The organism is Hymenobacter sp. AT01-02, from assembly GCF_000961955.2.
Taxonomy (GTDB): domain Bacteria; phylum Bacteroidota; class Bacteroidia; order Cytophagales; family Hymenobacteraceae; genus Hymenobacter; species Hymenobacter mucosus.
The window spans coordinates 70,643-90,369 of sequence record NZ_JZIR02000045.1 but is presented as its reverse complement, the minus strand read 5'-3'; the positions used below and the strand labels follow the sequence as shown (position 1 = coordinate 90,369).

Sequence of the window (19,727 nt, the reverse complement as noted above, 5' to 3'; positions counted from 1 at the left end):
CTCCTGAATTCAGGAGGCCTTTTTGTTCCTAGAAAGGTAGGAGTTTGCTTCCGGGATAGTTGAGCTTACAAACCATTATGGAGCGTTGTTACCTCTATAAGGCAAGACTCCACAGGTATAAGAAGTGTACTAACACTTATAAGCGTAACAATTAAAAGTGAGAGCGAATGAGACCTTTTTCCTGTTTCATAAGTATAAGGCCAACACATTGACTTTTCACTACTCCCATTGAGCTATGAAAGCTTCCTTCAAAACGTTGTTAGCGGCTGCGGCCTTCGCAACATTTGCTACTACTGCTTGCTCTGAGAAAACGCAAGAGAATGCTGAAGCAACAGCTGAAAGTGCAGCTAGCGACGTAAGCAATGCCACTGAAAAGGCTGCCGATGCTACTAGCAACGCCGCAGATAACGTAGAGTCTGATATGGCTCCAGAAGCTGGTGATACAGCTGTAGTGCAGAATAAAGAAACCGAAGGCTTAGTAGAAGAAACACCCGCTAAGCAATAGGTAGCTGTAGCTACGGTTACTCACACCTTACCAACAAAAAAGCCCCTGTTCCAGTAACAGGGGCTTTTTTGTTAGCATACATCCAAGCGTAACTATACGGAGAAGCTCTCGCCGCATCCGCAGGTGCGAGATGCATTGGGGTTGTCAAAGAAAAAGCCCTTCCCGTTCAAACCGTCCGAAAAATCGAGTTGAGTACCAGCTAAGTAGAGGAAGCTTTTCATATCCACTACCACACGCACACCCTTATCCTCGAACTCCTGGTCCATGGGCTTTACCTCGTTGTCGAAATCAAGCTTATAGCTGAGGCCAGAGCAACCGCCACCAGCCACTGAGGCTCGCAAACGGTAGGTGGAGTCTAGCTCTGCATCGTGCATGAGCTTTTCAACTTTCTCCTTGGCTTTATCAGAAACAGTAATCATGGTGAAGTGAGGCTAGCCCACATCCTGAATGCCAACTCGGCAGCGGTGTGGAATTTCTACGGATAGAACATCAAAGATAAGATCCTTGTTCAGAATTATTCTAAGAACTAGGATTGAGCACCACGCTAAATACAGTAATTGTGTTTAAGTCGCGGCCGTAGTACAGCTTATCCAGTGCTTCGTAGGCGTTATGAGCCTAAAATAAGAGGTCTGAAGCTCCTTGTCACCCCGGCTCGCCACTGAATGGTATATGAGCTCTCCTCATCACGGAAACGCTGCACATAGGCCAGCATCTTGCGCAGAACATCTAACCTATCATATCCGGTCTCATAGCGGAACAAGAAGCTCTGCTGGTGGCGCGGATTTACCGTAATAAGGTCTAGCCGTGTTTGAGCATCTAACTGCCGAAACTCAAACAGTAGATTGCCCGGACCAAGTCCTAGGTAGTCTTCTATTTGACGCTGAATGCGGGCGCTTTCTACGTGTACGTCGGAGGGAGTGACGTCCATAGGATAATGAATTAGATAGGAGAAACAAAAGGTGAGAACCTAGGCGTAATGCTTGCCTAGATTCCCACCTTGTATCTTTTTGCTTCTAACGCTTAGTGGTGCGACTTAGCCATTTCTAGCTCAGGTAGCCCATTCTTTACGCGGTAATCATTGATAGCAGACTTAATAGCGTCTTCGGCCAGTACGGAGCAGTGGATCTTAACGGGCGGCAACGCTAACTCTTCCACAATCTCCATGTTGTCGATGGCTAGTGCCTCATCAACCGTCTTACCTTTCAGCCACTCCGTAGCCAAGGATGAGGAAGCAATGGCAGAGCCACAGCCGAAAGTTTTGAATTTGGCGTCGGTGATGGTGTTGGTGTTTTCGTCTACTTCAATTTGCAGACGCATTACGTCGCCGCACTCAGGGGCGCCAACAAGGCCGGTGCCTACGTTCTTTTTGCTTTTGTCCAGCGTGCCCACATTGCGCGGGTTGCTGTAATGGTCGATTACTTTATCGGAGTAAGCCATGATGTGTAAGGAGAAATTAGATGTGAGGCGTGAGACTACTACAGGACAGACAAAAGAGTCTCACGGCTCAAGTCTGTACTCGTTTGTTTCTTCTAGATTAATGCTCGGCCCACTCAATAGAGTTCAGGTCGATGCCTTCCTTGAACATCTCCCACAGAGGAGACATTTCGCGCAGCTTGGTAACGGCTTCTTTTACGTGGTTAATGGCGTAATCGATTTGCTCGTCGGTGCTGAAACGGGAAAGGCCAAAACGTAAGGAGCTATGCGCCAAGTCATCGCTCAAACCTAAGGCTTTCAGTACATAAGATGGCTCTAAGGAGGCAGACGTACAAGCCGAACCGGATGATACGGCTAGGTCTTTTACGCCCATCATGAGACCCTCGCCTTCTACGTACTTAAAGGAGATGTTAGCAACGTGAGGTAAGCGGTACTCACGCGAACCGTTTACATAGCTTTCCTCCAGGGTTAGGAGCTCACGCTCCAACCGGTCGCGCATGGCGCTCAAGCGTTGCGTGTCGGCCTCCATTTCCTGCTTGCAAAGCTCACAAGCTTTACCAAGACCTACGATACCTGGTACGTTGAGAGTACCCGAACGCATGCCGCGCTCGTGGCCACCGCCGTCCATCTGGGCGGTTACCTTCACGCGAGGGTTTTTGCGACGTACGTACAGGGCGCCTACGCCCTTGGGGCCGTACATCTTGTGAGCAGTGAAAGCCATGAGGTCAATGCCATCGGCAATGACATCTACAGGAACTTTGCCTACTGCCTGGGTGCCGTCCGTCATGAAGAGGGCGCCGTGCTTATGGGCAATGGCTGCAATTTCGCGGATAGGTTGGATGGTACCCGTTTCGTTGTTGCCGTACATGATGGTCACCAGAATAGTCTGGGGCGTCATGGCAGCTTCCAACTCTTCCAAGCTAATCAGGCCTAGCTCATTCACGGGCAGGTAGGTAACCCGGCCTCCAAGCTTCTCAATGTGCTTGCAAGTATCCAGAACTGCTTTGTGCTCCGTGGTAGCCGTGATGATGTGGTTACCCTTTTGAGAGTACATCTCAAACACTCCTTTGATGCCAAGGTTGTCCGACTCAGTAGCACCTGAAGTGAAGATGATTTCTTTGGGGTCGCAGTTAATTAAGCCGGCGATTTGCTCGCGAGCATAATCTACGGCTTCCTCAGCGGCCCAACCAAACGGGTGGTTGCGCGAGGCTGCGTTGCCGAACACCTCGGTCAGGTACGGCATCATGGCCTCCAGAACGCGTGGATCAAGCGGCGTGGTTGCGTTGTTATCGAGGTAAATAGGTAGCTTGAGCATGGCTCGGGGTTCTGGTTTCAGCGGAGAATCATTCGTAGGTAGAACACTAAAACTACAGAACAGGTTTTAGTTTCTTCCCACATTTGCACTACAAAAGTAGAACAAATACAAAGAAGCCGCACCATACGGCTAGCTTGCATTTTCCTCCACCCTATGCTCACCAATCTCGAACATCTAGGCCTCGCAGTTAATGACCTGGAAGCTGCTACTTCCTTATATACGGCGTTGCTGGGCCAAGCTCCTTATAAGCGCGAACACGTAGCCTCTGAAGCAGTGGATACTGTGTTTTTTCAGGTGGGAAGCTCCAAGATAGAGCTGCTGGCCGCTACCTCATCTGAGAGTGCCATCAGCCGCTACCTAGAGAAGAAGCCCGAAGGTATTCACCACGTAGCGTTTGAGGTAGATGATATTTGGGCCGAGATGGCCCGGCTCCGCACGGAGGGATTTGTTCTTCTGAACGAGGAGCCCAAACGTGGCGCCGACAACAAACTGGTGTGCTTTGTGCACCCCAAATCAGCGGGCGGCGTATTGGTGGAACTATGTCAGGAAATAAAGCAGTGAACTGTCTGCTCATTTGCGTGCACTGGTGTAGTGCACACAACCGCCCTTACGCACGGTGATGACTAATTCTCTGTTGATAGGATGAACGCTAAATTTTTTCGTGAAGAGGTGGATGCCGCTGTGGATGCGCTTCTTATGCAGCAAGTGATTCTCTACCCCACGGACACGGTATGGGGCATTGGGTGCGATGCCGAAGTTCCGAGGGCGGTAGAACAAGTGTACAAGCTCAAGAATCGACCGGCAGAAAAAGCATGCATTGTGCTGGTGGCTGATGAGCAGATGTTTGCTCGCTACGCCGATGTAGTGCCCGATAATCTGCCAGACCTGCTGGCAGCCCAAACACGCCCTACTACCTACGTAGTGCCTGGTAGCCGTCATCTGGCTCCTAACCTCCTAGCTGCCGATGGTACCATTGGCCTGCGGGTAGTGCTCACGGATGAGTTTTGCCGCCTGTTAATCCGGCGCCTTGGTCATGGCCTAGTATCTACTTCGGCCAACTTGAGCGGGGAGCCTAGCCCTACTACGTTTACGGAAATAAACCCAGCGGTAGTACGCAAAGCCGACTATGTGGCCTATTGGCGGCAAGACGATACTACCCCGGCGGTACCATCGCGCGTGGTGCGGGTGCTGGCCGATGGAGGCATAGAAGTGCTACGCGACTAAACCTGGAGGCCGTACCTTTGTCGCTCAACGACATTGCGCATGAACACTCCACAGCTTCCCGACCTACCCCTGTTTCGAACTATTGCTGATGCCGCCGGCGAACTGGGCTTCCCAGCTTACGTCATTGGTGGGTACGTGCGAGACCTCGTGCTGCGGCGGGAAAGTAAGGATGTAGATGTTGTGTGCGTAGGGGATGGTATTCAGTTGGCTCAACTGGTTGGCCGCAAGCTGCCGGGTCGGCCACGCGTGACGGTGTTTAAAAACTTCGGCACAGCAATGCTGCCCACGCCCGAAATTGAGGTGGAGTTTGTGGGCGCCCGTAAGGAGAGCTACCGGGCCGAAAGTCGGAAACCGGAAGTGGAGGCGGGCACCTTAGAGGAAGACCTAGCCCGGCGCGATTTTACCATCAACGCCCTTGGGTTAAGCTTAAACCCAGCCGACTTTGGGGCGCTGGTAGACCGATACGACGGAATAGGGGACTTGCAACGCAAGCTTATCCGCACGCCTCTTGACCCGGATATTACTTTTTCCGATGACCCCTTGCGCATGCTACGGGCCATCCGTTTTGCTACTCAGCTTGATTTCGATATTGACCCAGATACGTTTGATGCCCTAGCTCGCAATAAGGAACGCATCAAGATTGTGTCGCAGGAGCGGATTACCACGGAGCTGAACAAAATTATTATGGCCCCGAAGCCCAGCTATGGCTTTAAGCTGCTGTTCAGCTGCGGCCTGTTGCAACTTATCTTTCCTAAGATGGCGCAACTGCAAGGGGTAGAGAAAGTGGGGCAGCACGCGCACAAAGACAACTTCTACCACACTCTGCAAGTGCTCGACAACGTAGTGGCAGCCGGGGGCGACTTATGGCTGCGCTGGGCCGCCATCTTGCACGATATTGCCAAGCCGGCGACCAAGCGCTACGACAAACGGGTAGGCTGGACGTTTCATGGGCACGAGGACAAAGGTGCCCGCTGGGTTCCAGGCATTTTCACTGACCTCAAATTACCCCTCGGGGAAGAAATGCGCCAAGTGCAGAAGCTAGTGCGCCTGCACTTACGGCCTATTGCCTTGGTGAAGGAAATCGTGACTGACTCGGCCGTACGCCGACTGCTATTTGAAGCTGGTGACGATATTGACCGCCTCATGCTGCTCTGCCGCGCCGATATTACCAGCAAGGACCATCAGCGCGTGGCGCGCTACCTCCGTAATTTCGACGTGGTAGAGGAAAAGATCAAGGAAGTAGAAGAGAAAGACCATCTGCGCAATTTCAAGCCCGTCATTACGGGCGAAATCATCATGCAGACGTTTGGCCTCAAGCCCAGCCGTGAGGTAGGAGAGTTGAAAGAGGCCCTGCTGGAAGCTATCCTGGAAGGCAGAGTGCGCAACGAGTATGACGATGCCTTTGCTCTGCTGATAGAACTAGGTCAGCAGAAAGGCTTGGCAGTAGTTTCAGCATAAAACAGCGCGGTTGGGGTACCCAGTGCAGGGCACACCCAACCGCGCTACGGCAACACATAAGGAAAGGAGGAAGCTGTAGCCCGCCTGTTGCAGCAGGGGGTGGGCTAGCAGCTTCCTCCGGGTCTTACCTTCACTCACTAAGTAGACCCCTTATTCGTATTCTTCCAATGCTAGATGCGTCTGATGCCAGTACCATTGCTCAGGCCCAGCATATTTTCGGGCAAGATTCAGATAGTAAGGTGTGAAACGCATGAAGAGAAAGAGGGTTGCAGCCATCCGCCTCCGGGGCGCTAGGGCATCTAGCTGATAAGGTATAGGTTACTCGGAATCAGAAATTTTGGTGACGTGAGAAGAACCGCTCAATTCTTGTTGGACATTATCAGGGTCACCAGCGTAGAGTACGTCACTGTCGCCGCTGAGGTCAACACGTAATTGCTCCCGTACCCGAACTTTCGCTTTACCCAAACCGCTCATCTCTATCTCGGCGCGGCGGGCAGGCAGGCGAAGGGCGTTGAGTTGGCAGGCCCCGGAGGCGTCCACACTCAGGAAGGTAGCTTGTCCAGTGAGGTCAGTACGACAGGCGCCGCTCATGTCAATTGACAGGTTAGGCACATTTACGTCCAACGCTGCCACGCAGGCACCGCTTTGTTCAACTTTCAAATCCTCATTTTGGAAGCCAGCGGCGTTGAGGCGGCAAGCACCGCTGAGTTCTACTACTCGCAGGGTAGGGAGGGTGATGCGTATGAGCACGGGATGCTGACTAAACGATAGGCTGGGCATAAAGCCCACGTCGCGAGAGCGAATTACGAGTTGGTCACCGTCGCGGGTGACGCGCAAGCGGCGCAGGTCCTGGTCGCTACCAGCAGCTTCTACCTTGAACTCGTTGCCCTGCCGGACGTGCACGTAATATGCTCCGCTGGCCTCAATGCGGGAGAAGTCGCGCAGGTCGGCGAAGGAGCGCCGGCCGCTGCCGTACCGAGCTGGATCGGCGGAGAATTGGGCTGCTTTCGATTCTACATCAACCCGCACATTGTCGCCATCTTCATCCGTATGAATGTTGATGTGCATATCAGTGTCAGTGCTGTCAGTGTCTGCATCAGCCTGGCCAGCTTCGTAATCCGCATTAGGCTCGTCGTAGCCACCGTCGTTGGAGTCACCACGCAAGTCTTCCTCAGTGCAGCCAATGCACTCAATTTTGCTACCCCGCAGGCGGTAGGTATGCTGCTCAGGGTGAATGGGCGCGCGGCCGTTAACGTAGTTGTCATCTTCGAGCCAGTTGGAAAATGATTCGTTCATGCGGAATGTCCGGTCACGTGGAATCAGCAAGCGCAACTGCATTTCCTGGCCGCGGAAACGGGCACCGGGTTGGAAGGTATAGTGGTCGTCGATGCTGAGCGTAGAGTCATTGGGCATCCGGATGGAGTGCGCTACGGAGGTAGCGGCCGTCTGGCGGGCATCTTCTTCTGTGGCGCCTTTGGCAGAAATAATGCGCTCCAAGCGAGGCATCTGGCCACTATCTACCGGAACTAAGTCCAGATCAACCCACTCCCCATTATCCGAGTAACGACGATCTAACACGAGTTGGGCGCTAGTAAGAGGAGACAGGTTCGTAGACTGGGTTACCTCCGCCTCATGCTGAAACTCGCGGGCCAAGCGGGTGCCAGCTACGGAGCTGCCTACAATGCCCAGTAGCCACAAGCCCAGTAGGGTTAGCGAGGCAGTGCGCGTTAGGATGGTGCGGCGGAGTAACAAGCCCAGGCCCGCGAGCAGCAGTGCCAGTGCCGGTATGGCCGTCATCAAGAAGAAGCACACTACAGCCCAAGGCGAAAGGCCATTGAAGAACGTGTAAGCGGGTAATGGGCCCATGAAAACGTTGTCCGATTCTGGAATCATACCCAGGCCCACCCCCAGCATAATCAGGAGGGCCAACAGCAGGAAAAAGCCGGTGATAGTCATCACTCCACCCACAAAAACCCGGATAGCAGATCCTAACAGGTTGATTAGTGGACGGATATTCGTGAAGAAGTTTTCTAGAAAGGTGCCTACGGGCCGATTGTTTACGGGCGTGGCACCTTCCTCAAAAGGGCTGTTACGCAGGTTGTTATCGAGAGCCGATAGGGTTACAGCATCGCCCCGCATGCGGAGGCGGTCAGAAGCCGTTTTCGCCTCCGGTAAGAGAATCCACAGGATGATATAGAGCGGCAAGGCGAAGCCTCCGGCAAACAGACCCACGATAAACAGAATCCGGATCAGTACCACATCAGTCTTGAAGTAGGCGGCCAGCCCCGCCGAAACCCCCCCGACTTTGCCCGTATCCGTGTCGCGGTAGAGCTTCTTGAATACGGGGTCCTCGTCCGTTGGCGTGCCATCGAAGCGAGTAGGCAACACTACCCAGAGAATGATATAGGTTAGAACGGATATTGCTGGTAGCTTCTCGCTGAAATTTTCCAGTGGAGTACCATCCAGCAGGATAGGAAACACAATCATCAGCGCCAGAAACCCCAGCCGAATCCATAAGGGATTGACGGCGAAGTAGCGGGCCAAACCAGCTGCTACCCCTGCCACTTTGCGATTGGCCATGTCGCGGTAGAGGCGCTTGGTGCCGTCCTCTTCCTCGGCAGCGGCCGCCGTAGTAGCCGATTTTGCATTGCTTCCGGCCGAGTAGCCAGCAGAAGGGCGCGAACCGGTGTAGGTACCCTGGGCCGAGCCACTGGCTACGGCTTCGGCCAGGATTTCCTCGTCATCCTCGGCTTCGTCGGCCGTTTGGAAGTCACTAACGCGGCCCATTTTAGCCGTCATAGCTTCTACGTCTTCCAAGGTGATGACTTGCTTGAGGCCAGAGAGGCGAGCTGCAAACAGCTCGGCAATGCGGCTCTCAATATCGGCCACAATTTCCTCGTGGCCGCGGTAACCGCTAAAGTGGGTTTTCACTTCCGCCAGGTAGCGGCTGAGCACGTCGTAGCCATCTTCCTCAATGTGGAAGATCATGCCCTGAAGGTTGATGCTGATGTTCTTTTTCATCTCAGTGCTGCAACTATTCGGGAAAAACTAGGAAGCGGGCGGGTCAGCTTACAGCTGAACTACCGCGGGCGCGCTACCATTGGAGTGAGGCTTCTGGCGGATAATGCGAATGGAGTCTTGTACTTCCTCCCAGGTAAGTCGCAGCTGGTGCAGGAACTCTTGGCCGGCTGCGGTGAGGGTGTAGTACTTGCGGGGCGGGCCACTGGTAGATTCTTTCCAGGTGTAGTCCAGCAGGGCGGCGTTCTTGAGGCGAGTCAGCAGCGGGTAGAGCGTGCCTTCCACCACAATCATGCGGGCGGAAGTAAGCTCTTCGAGCATGTCCGACGCATAAACCTCCCCGCGGGCAATGATTTCCAGAATGCAGAACTCCAGGATGCCCTTCCGCATCTGCACTTGGGTGTTCTCGACTTTCATGGGCTGAGGCAGATATCGGTGAAGAATGAGTCAAAGGTAACTAAAGGTACTATGTAACACAAGGTACTAGTAGAAATAAATTTTGGTTGCGTTTCTCGAATTGATTTTCATGACCAAAAAGGAATTGATTTGGTACTTAGGCCAGATGCAGCATTACTGGCCTGTAACCTGAATAAGCCTTATCCGCTGATTCAGCACGATTTATGCGTGTGGTAGAGCTTTGTTTTCAGAAGCCCGCACTATAAATATGTATCTTGCGTTCCTGCTGCGGTTTATCATGTCACGTCGGAATTATTTGTTCTAACTTCTATGCACCACTTTACTCGTTGTGCTGCCCTAGCTGTGGGTATTGGCTTGAGTATGGGCGTTCTTTCTCCAGTTCTCGCCCAGGATAAAACTCCCAAATACAGCAATGAATTTCTCAACGTCGGGGTAGGGGGCCGGGCCTTAGGGATGGGTAAAGTCCAAGTGAGCTTAGCCGATGATGCCACGGCTGGCTACTGGAACCCCGCAGGCTTAGTAGGCCAAAAGCATAAATACGACGCGGTGCTGATGCACTCTGAGCTGTTCTCGGGCATCGTAAAAAATGACTACGCAGCATTTTCTACCCCGCTAGACGATAAAAGCGCCATTGGTGTGAGTCTGCTCCGTTTGGGTGTGGACGATATTGCCGACACGCGCGACTTGTATAATGAGTATGGGTACGTTGACTACACGCGTATCCGCTACTTCTCAGTAGCAGATTACGCCGTATTGCTATCCTATTCACGCAAGATTGCCAACATTGAGGGCCTGCAGGTGGGAGCCAACGCGAAGATCATCTACCGCAACATCGGCGACTTCGCCAATGCCTGGGGATTTGGGGTAGATGCTGGGGTACAATACACCCGCAACAAGTGGCGCTTGGGCTTAATGGCCCGTGACATTACAACCACCTACAACGTGTGGTCAGTGGATGCCGAAAAACTGCGCGGGTCAGCATCACTTGTGGACACCATCTCAACTAGTAGCGCCGAGATTACGCTGCCACTCTTTGTGTTGGGGGTTGCTCGGCAGGTACAATTGCCCGGCGAGTTTACTGTGCTTGGCGCCGTAGACCTGGAAATAAACACCGATGGTCAGCGCAATACTCTGGTTTCCTCGAAGGTAGTAAGCTTAGATCCTCGCGCAGGGGTTGAAATTGGTTACAAACAACTTGTATACCTGCGGGGTGGTATCGGCAACGTGCAGCAGATTCAGTCCTTCACGGGCAAGGAAGAGTGGAAGGCCCAGCCCAGCCTAGGAGTGGGGGTAGCACTAAGCGGTTTGCGCGTAGATATGGCCCTTTCGCGTCTGGCAGTAGAGAAATTAGGCCAACGCTCCCAGACCAATTCCATTATTGTTTCGCTAGGCTACGGATTTAAATAACTGATTGGTAAACTCCTAGGGTCAGTCTAGAATAAGGCTGGCGGCTAGAGGGGCTTTTACCTCGTCGATAGTACGATATGAAACAACCCTACACTCTGTTAACCCAACTACGCTACCGTTGGCTATTGCTGGTCGTATTGCTGTGGAGCGGCCTTGCGCGGGCGCAATCAGGCCCGTACGGCAACGAATGGATTGTGCCCAGCCAGCAGTACTACAAGATTAAATTGGCGCAGGATGGCCTGTATCGCCTTGATTACCAGTATCTCACTCGCGCGGGCATAAGCGGGGTGAATCCACAGCGCCTACAGTTGTGGCGTCGGGGGAGGGAGGTAGCTATCCACGTAGGGGGCAATCAGACGTCGTTAGATGCCACTACCTTCATTGAGTTTATCGGTCAACGTAATGATGGGCTGCTTGACCGGGGCATGTACAAAAATGCTACCGACCAAGCACACCCGTTCTATAGCTTGTATACCGATACCGCTTCTTATTTCCTAACCTGGTCGGCTACCGATAATGGTCGGCGCATGGCGGCTTCCAACCTAGCGGGTACTGGTACTCCCCACGCCATCCGGATGAAACCGGAAATGCGCGTGTTAGGGGAATGGTACACCGATATTCAGCTGAGTGCCTTCGTATTTCAGCCGTGGGCTGAGCCTAACGAAGGCTTTTTAAGCGCGCACATTAGTCCTAATAGCTCGCGAGACTTCCCAGTGAACCTAGTGCAATCGGTAGCAGCACAGGGGCAGGAACCCCAAGTAGAGCTATTAATAGCAGGGGCTACCACGGCCACACATGCGGGCGTAGTTTACGCGCTAAACGCATCGGGTGCGCAAAGGCAGCTAGGTACGTTCCAGATTGCCGGGGTAGGGAAGGTAAAAGGACGTTATACATTACAGCGCAACGAAATTACGGGCGGCACTGCTCGTATTCGGGTTGCCCTTAATCCTGTTACTGGTAATCCTAACCCTGCTCCACTGATTCGGTTAGGGTATGTACGGTTGGTATATCCACAAACCAATCGGTGGTTTGCTGGTACTTCTCGTCTTTATTTTGCTAACGATTCTACCCAAGCAGGACCAGCATACTACCAGCTTGATAGCTTGCCAGCTACAGTGCGCGGGTATGACATTACGGATCCGTACGCAATACAACGTATAGAAGGTACAGCAGGCATTGGACAGCAGCGTAGCTATGTGTTTCCAAACGCTAACGGCCGCACTCGTGCCCTGCTGCTAGCCGATGCCGCCACACCTTTGGTGCCTGGAGTTGCGCGCCGGGTTCAGTTCCGGCAGATTACTCCTTCTGCACACAACTACTTGATTGTATCGCACAAACTGCTGATGAAGCCAGTCGGTAATGTGGCGAATCCTGTGCGGGCATATGCTGACTACCGGGCCTCAACGACTGGCGGCCGGTACGATACCCTGGTTGTAACTTCTGATCAGCTGTATGACCAATTTCATTATGGAGAAAAGTCTCCGCTAGCCATCCGGCAGTTTGCCCAATGGATGCTAGCTGGTAGCACGCGGGAGAAATCGTTGTTCTTGCTTGGTAAAGGATTAGTTATTGGCGAGTATGATTGTGGCACCTACCACCGTCATAATCCAAAGCAGTACAGCCGCTGCCGGATTACCGCCACAGATACAGCATCTTCTCTAGATCTGGTGCCAATGAGCACCCGTGGCGCGTCAGATATCTTCTTCACTGCCAACTGGCAAAATAATAACTACGTAGCTCAAATGGCTACGGGTCGGGTGGTGGCGAAGAACTCTTTGGAGGTGATGGCCTACCTCAACAAGATAATTGAACACGAAGCTGGCGGGTTGGAGTCATGGCGTCGAAATGCTATACACATGGCGGGTGGTCAAGACACATTGGACTATCGAGACTTTAATGCCAAAGTGGATGAGTATAGTGCAATTATTCTTCGTCCACCATTTGCGGCTAATGCAGTACGAACTTACCGGCGCTCCGACTATCCAGGAACTGGCACTCCTCATCCATTGAATATTGCGGCGGAGTTGAATAGTGGAGTATCTATTATCTCCTATTTTGGTCATGGTGACCCGGAACGACTTGACTTCGACTTAGCCAGAATAGATGTAGCTTCTAGCGGGTATGCCAACAAAGGCAAATACCCAATGATGTATGTAAGTGGATGCGCTGCTGGTAACGCCTTCCGAGCAATTCGCTCCTTTGGTGAGCGTTTTATTCTGGCTCCTGATAAAGGTTTTCTAGGTTTCCTATCCGAGTCGAGCTTTGGCTTCCCGGAGGATTTGCACGAGATGCATACGCAGATGTACACGCTGCTATTCAACGACCCAGAGTGGTATGGCAAGCCAGTAGCTGCTGTGCAAAACGAAGTGTCTCGCCGTCTGCAGCCCAGTTACGCTAGTTCGCAGGCAGCAGTAGCAACCCTTATGAACACAGTATGGCAAGGTGACCCCGCTTTCCGTCTGTTTGCGCCGTTGAAGCCTGACTTCCAAACTAACAACGCCTCCTTACTCCTACCCACTAACATTCCGCTGAACGCAGCTGCTGTTGACCTGCGCGTGACGGTGCGTAACCCCGGTCGGACCACAACTGGTCAGCTACAGGTTCGGGTGACGCGCCGTATTGGTTCTCAGACCTTCCCCACGTTAGTATCGGTACGGCAAGCCCGCCGCGACACGACCTATATTATCTCCCTCAACAATCTGAACCTAGGGGATGTCAGTGGCCTCAACACATTTGTAGTAGACCTGGACCCCAATAATGTGATTGATGAGCTGGATGAGACGAACAACCAAGGCACCATCACCTACACCTTCTTACAGGGCGGCGTAACGACACTGAGCCCTCCCGAATTCGGTATTGTGGGTACCACGTCCGTCCGCCTAGTCGGACAAAACAATATTGCTACCACTACCAGCCGCGAATACGCATTTGAGCTAGACACGGTCCAGACGTTTACGAGTGACTTAGTGCGCCGTACCACAGTAAACGCTGTAATGGTACCAGAGTGGTCCGTAACGTTGCCAGTAGTAGCCAACCCAGATAGCGTAGTGTGGTACTGGCGCGTAAAGCTAGCGGCCCCGCAAACGGGTGAAAGTGCTGATTGGGCAACGAGTTCTTTCCGTGTACTCAATGGCCGCACAACAGGGGGATGGTCGCAAAGCCACGTAGGACAGTTTTTGCGTGATGAACAGGCCGGTGTATCAGTGGCCGCCCCCGGAGGCAAATGGTCATTTGATGCTGGTAGCCAGCAAGGCAACATTACCTCTACGCGCATCGGGCCTGCGGTGCAGTGGGAAACACTTTACCATACAATTCGCGCTGGCTCCTCGGGCAGCTACACCCTGCAACTCACTGGTATTGATACCCTGGGTAACTCGGTAGTGCTGAATCCGTCTGTAACCAGCCGTGCCCTAAGCCTGAGCACTATATCGGCTAAGCAGTATCCGTATTTGGAGCTGCGAGCCATAGTGCGTGGTACAGGTAGCAGCCCAGCACCTCAACTAGAGCAGTGGCTCGTTACGTACGAAGGAGTGCCTGAAGGAGTGGTGCGGCCTTCCGCTACGCCTCTCACGGCCGCCACACTGCGGCAGCAAGCTCAGCAAACAGGTAAGATTACGGTACCCGTTACATTCCAAAACGTAGCTGACTTTGCTTTTAAGGCGCCGCTCAAAGCGTACATCGTAGTGCGCACAGACAACAGTACTACCACGCCGCGCGAAAAGTATTATAACCTCACCGGGCCGGCGCTGGCTGCACACTCCCAGCGTACCTACCAAGTAGAGCTAGACGTGCGTGACCTGTCGGGCACTCTGTCGGGCCAAGTGGTGCTGAACCCCCGTCGCCAGCCTGAGTTGTACTACTTCAACAACGAGCAAGCACTCCCGCCCTTCCAGGTAGCAAGCCAAGATACACCTCCAGTGCTTGACGTAGCTTTTGATGGCCGTCACCTCCTCAACGGTGATATCGTGTCGTCTCAGCCGCTAATTACGGTGCAGTTGCGCGACCAGGACCGGCTGCGTCCTATCAAGGACCGCACGGCTTTCTCTCTGTTCCTGTCGTCTCCCAATTCTACTACTACCACGGCCCTTAACTTGAACGCAGCCAACGTAGTATTTGCGGCCGACTCGGCCCAGGGCGTGGCGCGGTTAGAAATTCAGCTCGGTAAGGACACAAAGCTGGCCGATGGGGTATACGTATTGGAAGTGCAGGGCAAAGATGGTGCTGGCAATTTGGCGGGTGCTGAGCCCTACCGCATTACCTTCGAGGTCATCAGTGAAAGTGGTATCACCAACGTATATCCGTACCCGAACCCCATTACCAGCAAAGCAAAATTTGTGTTTACGCTGACGGGCAATGAGCTGCCGCGTAACATGAAAATCCAGATTATGACGCTGACGGGGCGGGTAGTGCGCGAAATAATGATGAGCGAGCTAGGTAACCTCCGGATTGGTAATAATATCACCGATTACGCCTGGGATGGTACCGATACGTACGGTGACCGGCTGGCCAATGGCACGTATCTGTATCGTGTGATACTCGATGACGCCGAGGGGACCTTTAAGCACCGAGACACAGCCGGCGACAAAGCCTTTAAAAAGGGCTGGGGCAAACTCGTTTTGCTGCGCTAGTCCGGCGTTAGATAGTCATGCAAAAAAGCAAGAGTCCCGACCGTGTACATGGTCGGGACTCTTGCTTTTACGGCTCCAGGGCTAGAGTAAGCTCAGGAAGTAGCTTACCGCCGACGGAGGGTTACGAAGCTAAATGCATATGCATGTTTCGCGTCGGGCTCGTGTCGCTCCCGGGTTTCCTCACGCCACTCCAAAGGGTTGAGGTCAGGAAAGACCACATCGCCCTCGAAGGCGTAGTGTACCTCCGTGAGGTATACTGTGTCGGCGGCAGGAAGGGCTTGACGATAGACTTCACCGCCCCCAATTACCATGACATCTTCGTTTACTGCCCGGGCCATTTCTAAGGCTTGTGGCACTGAATGAGCTACCTGGCACCCCTCGACTTGCCAATCTAACTGGCGCGTGACCACAATATTGGTGCGGTTGGGAAGGGGGCGGCCGATGCTCTCAAACGTGCGCCGGCCCATCACAATGGGGTGGCCCTGGGTGAGCTGTTTAAAGTGTTGTAAATCAAGCGGCAGGTGCCAAAGCAGGCGGTTTTCGCCCCCAATGACGCCATTATCGGCTACGGCTACTACTAAGGCGGTCATGTACTATTGCAAAAGGTAAATGGTGGAAGCAGGCCCTGAAAGGCCGCGGGGTATTACTGCGGAGCCACCAGTGAACTAGTATTGAAACCTCGCAAGAAGTCCAGTATGGCCATCCGCTTCTTACCCTCTAGTTGTACGTCAAGCAAGTCAAGCAGGCCGTCGCCCGTTTGCACCCGTAGGTAGCTGCGGCCGTCGGTGTGCCAAGTGCCAGGCGCAGTAGCATCGGGGCCGCTGGCATCCTCATCATCGAAGGGTTGCGCTTTAAAGATCTTGAGCGTGCGGCCGTCGGGTAGTTGGGTGAAGGCGGTGGGAATAGGCGAAAGGCCCCGCACTACATTGGCTAGCGTCGGCGCCGACTGCTGGAAGTCCAACCGACCGGTTTCTTTCTGAAGCTTTGGCGCTGAGCGTAGCTCTGGTAGCTGCGGCTGCGGAATGCTGGGGGCGTTGCCGGCCGCAATAGCTTGCACGGAGCGCAAAGCAAGGGCCGCGCCTGCGACTTTCAGCTTTTCATAGAGCGAGCCAAAATCATCTTCCGGCGCAATAGCTACCGTGTCTTGATAGATCAGATTCCCAGTATCGATTTCGTGCTGCAGGAAGAAGCTGGTCACACCCGTTTGCGTATCGCCGTGCATGAGTGCCCAGTTGATAGGAGCCGCGCCGCGGTACTGCGGTAGCAACGACGCATGAATATTAATGGACCCTAAGCGCGGCATGTTCCACACGGTCTCGGGTAGCATTCGGAAGGCTACCACCACTTGTAAGTCGGCGGCGTAGCTACGGAGCTCTTCCTGAAAGGCAGGGTCCTTTAAGTTCGTCGGCTGTAGCACGGGCAAGCCGTGCTGCACTGCTGCCTGCTTCACCGCCGATTCTTGTAGTTGCCGGCCGCGTCCCGCTGGTTTGTCGGGAGCGGTAAGCACAGCTACTACCTCGCAACCCGGCCAAGTCGTGAGAGCGTTGAGCGTAGGCACGGCAAACTCGGGCGTACCCATAAAGATGATGCGGAGTGGAGAATCAGGCGTCGATGTCATAGGCGCAAAAGTATGAAACCTATCTTCCCTGAGTTAGCATCTGCTCCAGAGCAAACCTGCCGCTGGGCAAAGCCTACCCCTCCTTTCAAAGAACTAGGTTTGCTCAGCGGCAGGCGGTACAGGGCAGCGGCTAAACTGCGTGGGCGTGCTGTTAGGCCTCGGGGTACAGCAAGTATTTTTTGCGCAGAGCTTTGTAGCGTCCCAAGGCTGGCTCCCACGATTGCCGAATCTCTTGCTCTGATTTGCCCGCAATAACCTGCTCGCGCAGGCTGCGGGTCCCGGTAAGTTGTTCAAAGTACTTACCGAAAAAGTGCTCTTTGTCGGTGCTCTGCTGGTAGAAGTCGAGCAGGTACTTCATTGAGAATCCGATGTCGTTGCCAGTCTGGCGCAGATCTTGGCCGTAGCAGCGCTTCCCATTTTGAGGTGGGGTAGGCGAGCCGGCGTTAGGAGCCGGCGTGAAACTGAACGGCCGAGTAGCGGGCTGGGTGGGCGCCCCAATAACTTCAAAAGGAAATTCGGTGCCCCGCCCCACGCTCACGTCAGTACCCTCAAATAAGCAGACGGTTGGGTAGAGAGCTACTGAATGGGCCGTGGGTAGATTGGGAGAGGGGCGCACGGGTAATTCGTAGCGCGTAGCATGTGTATAGCCTTCCACAGGTATTACCGTGAGCTTGCACTGCCGCCCACCAGCTAGCCATTTCTCGCCGTTAATCATCTTGGCTAGCTCTCCTACCGTGAGGCCATGTACCACCGGAATGGGGTGCATGCCCACGAATGACTTGTGGGCGGCCTCCAACACGGGGCCGTCGACATACCATCCGTTAGGATTGGGCCGGTCTAAAACAATAACTTCTTTGCCTTGCTCCGCCGCGGCCTCCATCACGTAGTGCATGGTGCTGATGAAGGTGTAAAACCGTACGCCCACATCCTGAATGTCAAACACCAGCACATCAACATCCTTGAGCATGTCTGGCGTCGGCTTTTTGGTAGCGCCGTAGAGGCTCAGCGCCGGCAGGCCGCTACGTTGGTCACGCCCGTTTTTGATGGTAGCGCCGTCGGCGGCTTCACCCCGGAAACCATGCTCTGGTCCGAAGATAACATTGACGCCTACCCCCTTTGCCAAGAGGGTATCGACGAGAAAAGCCTGCCCAACGCGAGCCGTTTGATTCACAACCACGCCCACCCGTTTGCCCTTAAGCAAGGGCAGGTACCGGTCGAAACGCGCAGCCCCAACGCGTAGGGTAGCTGCCGCCGAAGAAGCAGGTAGTACCACCTGTGGTGGGGAAGTGGTTGATTGTCTGAGCGGAGCGCCGCCCTGGGGTGGGGTAGTAGCGGGTGTGTGGGTGCAGTCAGCCAGCAGTAGCGCCAGGCTCAACAGACTCGTGGGAAAGACCGAAATCATGGCAGAAAGCAGGGGCTGGAAAACTGGTCGGGTTACCGTAGCTTTACGCCGGTGAACGTTTCGCAGTACATATCTAACAAAATTGACGGGGGAGCCGATTCCGGCTCGTTTACTTCGTCGGTGACAAAGATAGCCATCATCAGCATTGCCATGGGGCTAGCGGTGATGGTGGTCTCGTTTGCCATCCTCGAAGGTTTCCGCAACGAGATACAAAGCAAGATCTTTTCCTTTGGCTCTCACTTGCAAATTAGCAAGTACGATACCAACAATTCGTTGGAAGTAGAGCCCATTGGTGAGCCACAGCTGATTCAGGAACTGAAGCGTAACCCGCAGGTTAAATCCTTCCAGCCCTTCGCGCGCAAAACCGCCATCATCAAAACCAAGGATGAAGTGCTGGGCGTGGTGCTGAAGGGCATTGATGAGAAAAATGGCCAGTCGTCGATGCGGAAGAACCTGGTGGAGGGTAAGTTCTTGTCCTTCCCTGATTCCTCAGCTAGCAACGACGTGCTGGTTTCGCGCAAGGTAGCCGACAAGCTGCGCCTCAAGCCCGGCGACAATGCCCAGTTCTACTTTATCCAAAATCCGCCCCGCGTGCGTCGTTTCACCGTGCGCGGTATTTACCAGACTGGCCTCGATGAGTTTGACGAGGTGTACGTCATTGGTGACATCCGGCAGGTGCGGGACCTGGCTGGCTGGCCCGATTCTCTGGTGGGCGGTATGGAAGTCACGCTGAAAGACTTCCGCCGCCTGGATATTGTAGCCGATAACCTCTACGAAAACCTGCGCTACGATCTTAAGCTTGACAAGATTACCGAGCAGTATGCGCAGCTATTCGACTGGCTACAACTGCTGAACCGTAACGTAGTTATCTTCCTGCTGCTGATCATCTTCGTGGCGACGTTTAACATGGTAGCCACCATCTTTATCATGATTTTGGAGCGCACCAACATGATTGGGGTGCTGAAAGCCATCGGCGCTACTGATAATCAGATCCGTAGCATGTTCTTCTTTCGAGGCCTCAGCTTGACGATGCGCGGCATGCTGTACGGGAATATTGTGGGCTTGGGCTTCTGCGCCATTCAGTACTTCTTCCACCCCATCCCCCTGGATCCCGAGAACTACTACATGGACCGCGTACCCATTCACTGGGACCTGTTCATTATCCTGGTGCTCAACGCCGCTACCTTCCTTACCTCTTTGCTGGCAGTACTGATTCCTACCTATCTTATTGCCCGCATCAAGCCGGTTACGGCCATTAAGTTCGACTAAGTCTAAGTTCAATAAACAACCGACGCCTGCCT

16 protein-coding genes are annotated in these 19,727 nt (G+C 53.6%); 7 read left to right on the top strand and 9 right to left on the bottom strand.

All coding sequences use genetic code 11. From position 1 onward, the window contains the following. Positions 1-235 precede the first annotated feature (235 nt). Positions 236-505 carry a hypothetical protein gene (locus tag VI25_RS14825; RefSeq protein WP_052695120.1) on the top strand — a complete coding sequence of 90 codons (270 nt, stop codon included), beginning with the start codon at positions 236-238 and terminating at the stop codon, positions 503-505. A 92-nt stretch (positions 506-597) separates the two neighbouring features. On the opposite strand, the gene VI25_RS14820 is transcribed toward VI25_RS14825, so the two are convergent. From VI25_RS14820 to VI25_RS14805, 4 genes are all read right to left on the bottom strand, one after another. Then, the gene (locus VI25_RS14820) at positions 598-924 is read right to left on the bottom strand and encodes a HesB/IscA family protein (RefSeq protein ID WP_045688045.1); all 327 of its coding nucleotides are present in this window, start codon (positions 922-924) and stop codon (positions 598-600) included. A gap of 188 nt (positions 925-1,112) precedes the next feature. Then, on the bottom strand, positions 1,113-1,433 hold the full coding sequence (locus tag VI25_RS14815) for a hypothetical protein (RefSeq protein ID WP_236705070.1): 321 nt from the start codon (positions 1,431-1,433) through the stop codon (positions 1,113-1,115). A gap of 92 nt (positions 1,434-1,525) precedes the next feature. Next, positions 1,526-1,942 carry a Fe-S cluster assembly scaffold IscU gene (iscU, locus tag VI25_RS14810; RefSeq protein WP_045688046.1) on the bottom strand — a complete coding sequence of 139 codons (417 nt, stop codon included), beginning with the start codon at positions 1,940-1,942 and terminating at the stop codon, positions 1,526-1,528. Between the two features lie 97 nt (positions 1,943-2,039). After that, the gene (locus VI25_RS14805) at positions 2,040-3,254 is read right to left on the bottom strand and encodes an IscS subfamily cysteine desulfurase (RefSeq protein WP_045688047.1); all 1,215 of its coding nucleotides are present in this window, start codon (positions 3,252-3,254) and stop codon (positions 2,040-2,042) included. Positions 3,255-3,407: 153 nt separating this feature from the next. Here VI25_RS14805 and mce point away from each other — a divergent pair, with 153 nt between their 5' ends. The 3 genes from mce (at position 3,408) to VI25_RS14790 (ending at position 5,936) form a co-directional block, all read left to right on the top strand. Next, positions 3,408-3,815, top strand: coding sequence for a methylmalonyl-CoA epimerase (gene mce, locus VI25_RS14800; protein WP_045688048.1), 408 nt, complete (start codon positions 3,408-3,410; stop codon positions 3,813-3,815). Positions 3,816-3,896: 81 nt separating this feature from the next. Next, a complete protein-coding gene (locus tag VI25_RS14795; protein ID WP_045688049.1) occupies positions 3,897-4,478 on the top strand; it encodes an L-threonylcarbamoyladenylate synthase in 582 nt (193 codons plus the stop codon). 39 nt (positions 4,479-4,517) lie between these two features. After that, positions 4,518-5,936 carry a CCA tRNA nucleotidyltransferase gene (locus VI25_RS14790; protein WP_045688050.1) on the top strand — a complete coding sequence of 473 codons (1,419 nt, stop codon included), beginning with the start codon at positions 4,518-4,520 and terminating at the stop codon, positions 5,934-5,936. Between the two features lie 318 nt (positions 5,937-6,254). On the opposite strand, the gene VI25_RS14785 is transcribed toward VI25_RS14790, so the two are convergent. Both VI25_RS14785 and VI25_RS14780 read right to left on the bottom strand, forming a co-directional pair. Then, on the bottom strand, positions 6,255-8,957 hold the full coding sequence (locus VI25_RS14785) for a PspC domain-containing protein (RefSeq protein ID WP_055562619.1): 2,703 nt from the start codon (positions 8,955-8,957) through the stop codon (positions 6,255-6,257). A gap of 48 nt (positions 8,958-9,005) precedes the next feature. Continuing rightward, positions 9,006-9,371, bottom strand: a complete 366-nt coding sequence (locus tag VI25_RS14780; protein WP_045688052.1) for a PadR family transcriptional regulator — start codon at positions 9,369-9,371, stop codon at positions 9,006-9,008. Between the two features lie 309 nt (positions 9,372-9,680). Between VI25_RS14780 and VI25_RS14775 the strand changes: the two genes are divergently transcribed. After that, positions 9,681-10,778 (top strand): PorV/PorQ family protein, encoded by a 1,098-nt coding sequence (locus VI25_RS14775; RefSeq protein ID WP_052695122.1) that lies wholly within the window; start codon positions 9,681-9,683, stop codon positions 10,776-10,778. Between the two features lie 77 nt (positions 10,779-10,855). Continuing rightward, positions 10,856-15,406, top strand: a complete 4,551-nt coding sequence (locus VI25_RS14770; RefSeq protein WP_045688053.1) for a C25 family cysteine peptidase — start codon at positions 10,856-10,858, stop codon at positions 15,404-15,406. Between the two features lie 104 nt (positions 15,407-15,510). Here VI25_RS14770 and VI25_RS14765 read toward each other — a convergent pair whose 3' ends face one another. The 3 genes from VI25_RS14765 to VI25_RS14755 form a co-directional block, all read right to left on the bottom strand. Then, complete coding sequence (locus VI25_RS14765) at positions 15,511-15,996, bottom strand: dihydrofolate reductase (RefSeq protein ID WP_045688054.1); 486 nt, start codon at positions 15,994-15,996, stop codon at positions 15,511-15,513. 53 nt (positions 15,997-16,049) lie between these two features. Then, a complete protein-coding gene (fmt, locus tag VI25_RS14760; RefSeq protein ID WP_055562618.1) occupies positions 16,050-17,024 on the bottom strand; it encodes a methionyl-tRNA formyltransferase in 975 nt (324 codons plus the stop codon). Between the two features lie 151 nt (positions 17,025-17,175). After that, positions 17,176-18,426 carry an exo-beta-N-acetylmuramidase NamZ domain-containing protein gene (locus VI25_RS14755; RefSeq protein WP_045688056.1) on the bottom strand — a complete coding sequence of 417 codons (1,251 nt, stop codon included), beginning with the start codon at positions 18,424-18,426 and terminating at the stop codon, positions 17,176-17,178. Between the two features lie 51 nt (positions 18,427-18,477). Here VI25_RS14755 and VI25_RS14750 point away from each other — a divergent pair, with 51 nt between their 5' ends. Further along, positions 18,478-19,695 (top strand): ABC transporter permease, encoded by a 1,218-nt coding sequence (locus VI25_RS14750; RefSeq protein ID WP_072144830.1) that lies wholly within the window; start codon positions 18,478-18,480, stop codon positions 19,693-19,695. The last annotated feature ends 32 nt before the right edge of the window (positions 19,696-19,727 follow it).

What these genes read in the sequence shown, in the direction of transcription:
- VI25_RS14820 (WP_045688045.1), bottom strand. Translation starts at nt 924, where the DNA reads ATGATTACTGTTTCTGATAAAGCCAAGGAGAAAGTTGAAAAGCTCATG.
- VI25_RS14770 (WP_045688053.1), top strand. Translation starts at nt 10,856, where the DNA reads ATGAAACAACCCTACACTCTGTTAACCCAACTACGCTACCGTTGGCTA.
- VI25_RS14780 (WP_045688052.1), bottom strand. Translation starts at nt 9,371, where the DNA reads ATGAAAGTCGAGAACACCCAAGTGCAGATGCGGAAGGGCATCCTGGAG.
- iscU (WP_045688046.1), bottom strand. Translation starts at nt 1,942, where the DNA reads ATGGCTTACTCCGATAAAGTAATCGACCATTACAGCAACCCGCGCAAT.
- VI25_RS14765 (WP_045688054.1), bottom strand. Translation starts at nt 15,996, where the DNA reads ATGACCGCCTTAGTAGTAGCCGTAGCCGATAATGGCGTCATTGGGGGC.
- VI25_RS14790 (WP_045688050.1), top strand. Translation starts at nt 4,518, where the DNA reads ATGAACACTCCACAGCTTCCCGACCTACCCCTGTTTCGAACTATTGCT.
- VI25_RS14785 (WP_055562619.1), bottom strand. Translation starts at nt 8,957, where the DNA reads ATGAAAAAGAACATCAGCATCAACCTTCAGGGCATGATCTTCCACATT.
- VI25_RS14795 (WP_045688049.1), top strand. Translation starts at nt 3,897, where the DNA reads ATGAACGCTAAATTTTTTCGTGAAGAGGTGGATGCCGCTGTGGATGCG.
- mce (WP_045688048.1), top strand. Translation starts at nt 3,408, where the DNA reads ATGCTCACCAATCTCGAACATCTAGGCCTCGCAGTTAATGACCTGGAA.
- VI25_RS14825 (WP_052695120.1), top strand. Translation starts at nt 236, where the DNA reads ATGAAAGCTTCCTTCAAAACGTTGTTAGCGGCTGCGGCCTTCGCAACA.
- VI25_RS14775 (WP_052695122.1), top strand. Translation starts at nt 9,681, where the DNA reads ATGCACCACTTTACTCGTTGTGCTGCCCTAGCTGTGGGTATTGGCTTG.
- fmt (WP_055562618.1), bottom strand. Translation starts at nt 17,024, where the DNA reads ATGACATCGACGCCTGATTCTCCACTCCGCATCATCTTTATGGGTACG.
- VI25_RS14815 (WP_236705070.1), bottom strand. Translation starts at nt 1,433, where the DNA reads ATGGACGTCACTCCCTCCGACGTACACGTAGAAAGCGCCCGCATTCAG.
- VI25_RS14755 (WP_045688056.1), bottom strand. Translation starts at nt 18,426, where the DNA reads ATGATTTCGGTCTTTCCCACGAGTCTGTTGAGCCTGGCGCTACTGCTG.
- VI25_RS14805 (WP_045688047.1), bottom strand. Translation starts at nt 3,254, where the DNA reads ATGCTCAAGCTACCTATTTACCTCGATAACAACGCAACCACGCCGCTT.